This window comes from Streptomyces sp., from assembly GCF_035563135.1.
Taxonomy (GTDB): domain Bacteria; phylum Actinomycetota; class Actinomycetes; order Streptomycetales; family Streptomycetaceae; genus Streptomyces.
Genome location: NZ_DATMVN010000465.1, coordinates 1 through 2,336, shown reverse-complemented (window position 1 = coordinate 2,336; position 2,336 = coordinate 1). Strand labels below are relative to the sequence as shown.

Annotated in this window: 2 protein-coding genes; both read left to right on the top strand. The window is 72.3% G+C overall.

Annotated elements, in window-relative coordinates; genetic code table 11:
• A partial coding sequence (locus VN520_RS20670) for a M28 family peptidase (RefSeq protein ID WP_325748420.1) occupies nucleotides 1–525 on the top strand: 525 nt, incomplete at its 5' end.
• An 842-nt stretch (nucleotides 526–1,367) separates the two neighbouring features.
• A partial coding sequence (locus VN520_RS20665; RefSeq protein WP_325748419.1) for a tyrosine-type recombinase/integrase occupies nucleotides 1,368–2,336 on the top strand: 969 nt, incomplete at its 3' end.

The window sequence follows — 2,336 nt, the reverse complement described above, 5'->3', positions numbered from 1 at the left end:
GACATGATCGGCTCCCCGAACCACGGCCGCTTCGTCTACGACGGCGACGCCTCGGCGTTCGGCCCGGACGACGGCTCGGTGCCCGCCCCGGCCGGCTCGGCCGCGATCGAGGCGGCCTTCCACGAGCACTTCGGCTCCCTTGGCCTGGCCTCGGGCGAAACCGAGTTCAGCGGCCGCAGCGACTACGGGCCGTTCATCGCCGAGGGCATCGCCTCCGGCGGGCTCTTCACCGGCGCCGAGGGGATCAAGACCGTGGAACAGGCCGCGCTGTTCGGCGGCCGGGCCGGCATCGGCTACGACTTCTGCTACCACGCGTCGTGCGACGACCTCAGCAACATCGACCACCGGACGCTGGACGAGATGACCGGCGCGGCCTCCGCCGTGATCCTGCGCTTCGCCAACTCCCCCCTGGACCTCGAGGAGGAGGGCCGGCGGCTACTCGCCGCCGTGGCGCCCGTACCCGCCGCCACCGTCGACCAGGGACACGGCCCGAGCAACGCCGCCGAGGCGAGACAGCCGCGCTGAGGCGGCCACGCTGGGGCCGATGCGCCGCCCCCCACCGCGGGGCCGAGGCCCGCACAGGATCCAACGGTTACGAGCAGGCCGGGCAGCCGCGTCTGTCCACGCGTGGACGATGCTCTTGGGCCGCGACCGACTGTGCGTAGGAAGGCGTCAGTGGCCGCGTCCTAAGTCTCGACGGTTGGGCGCGGCCACACCTCTGCCTGCTTCCTTACAACCGGCGTCCCTCCGGCTGTCGCGGGGCGGGGGAAGGGTGGGCCGTAGGCCCATCCCGCAGGGACGCGGAGCGCCCTTCCGGCGACCGAGACAGGCGGAAGACTGCCACCGGGTGGGAAGCGGCACCTCCAGCTTCGGCACGGCGTCCCAAGGCGGAGGGGTCTGACGCACGACTGCTCGTGCTTGCGAACATGTGGTCAGCACTCTGTCAGCAAAATGTCCGTCGAGGGCCGTCGACAGCACTCATCAGCTCGGCACAACACCGCAGCTCAGAGCCGCAATGAGCAACCGGAGCCCAGGTCAGGACCACGCTTGGATCGGTTTCCTGAATCGAGTGTCCTAACCCCCAGCGGGGTTTCATCGGTGCGCGGACTGGGAGCGGCACCCCGAGGTCAACCCCTCCCAGGCGGCCGGGCCGACGGACGAAGCCCCGCGTCCCCACTACTGGAGAACTACTGGAGAAGCGGGTGGACGCTCCCGGGCACCTGGCGCACCGTGATTTAGCCGATCTTCGGCGTCCCCAGGGTGATGGTCTGCCCCTAGGTTCTGCCCCCAGCCCACCTGCGGACCTGTGAGCGCTACACCGGGACCTCGGGTGGGCGCCGGATCGACCGACGACGAGGGGCAGCAGCATGGCCAGCATCTCGAGGTTGCCGAACGGCAAGTACCGGCCGCGGTACCGGGACGAGCACGGCAAGGAGCACGCCCGTCACTTCGACCGCAAGGTCGACGCCCAGCGTTGGCTCGACGAGGTCACCGCGGCCGTGGTCACCGGCACCTACGTCGACCCGGGCGCGGGCCGGCAGACCTTCGCCGAGTACTACGCCGAGTGGTCGGCCCGCCAGGTGTGGGCACCCGGCACCGAGACGGCGATGAGCCTGGCCGCCCGGTCCACGACCTTCACCGACGTCCGGATGCGGTCCCCGCGCCGCTCGCACCTCGAGCACTGGGTCAAGAGCATGGTCTCCCGCGGCCTGGCGCCGGGCACCGTGCACACCCGGACCAACAACGTCCGCGCCGTTCTGCGCGGCGCCGTGGCCGACCGGGTGATCCCGCGCGACCCGAGCGAGGGCGTCGCACTCCCCCGCCGTCGCCGCGCGGCCGCCGCCATGACGCTGCCGACCCCCGCCCAGGTCGGGGCGATCCTCGAGGCCGCCGACGGACCCTTCCGCGCCTTCGTCGGGCTGTGCGGCTTCGCCGGCCTGCGCCTGGGTGAGGCGGCCGCCGTCCGCGTCGGTGATGTCGACTTCCTCCGCCGCACCCTCACCGTCGCCCGCCAGGTTCAGCGCGCCCCGGGCGGCGCCATCGAGCTGCGTGCACCGAAGTACGGCAGCGAGCGACAGGTGTACCTCGCGCCGTCACTGGTCGACCTGCTCGCCGGGCACGTCGCCGCCCACTGCCCGGAGGGCACCTGGCTCTTCAGCGAGGACGCCGGCCAGCCGCCGCACCAGATCACGGTCGGTCACCGCTGGCGGACGACGCTCGCCGCAGCCGGCCTCAGCGGCGTCGAGCTGCACGACCTCCGGCACTTCTACGCCTCCGGGCTCATCGCCCTCCGGCTGCGACGTCGTCACCGTCCAGCGGGCCCTCGGGCACGCCAG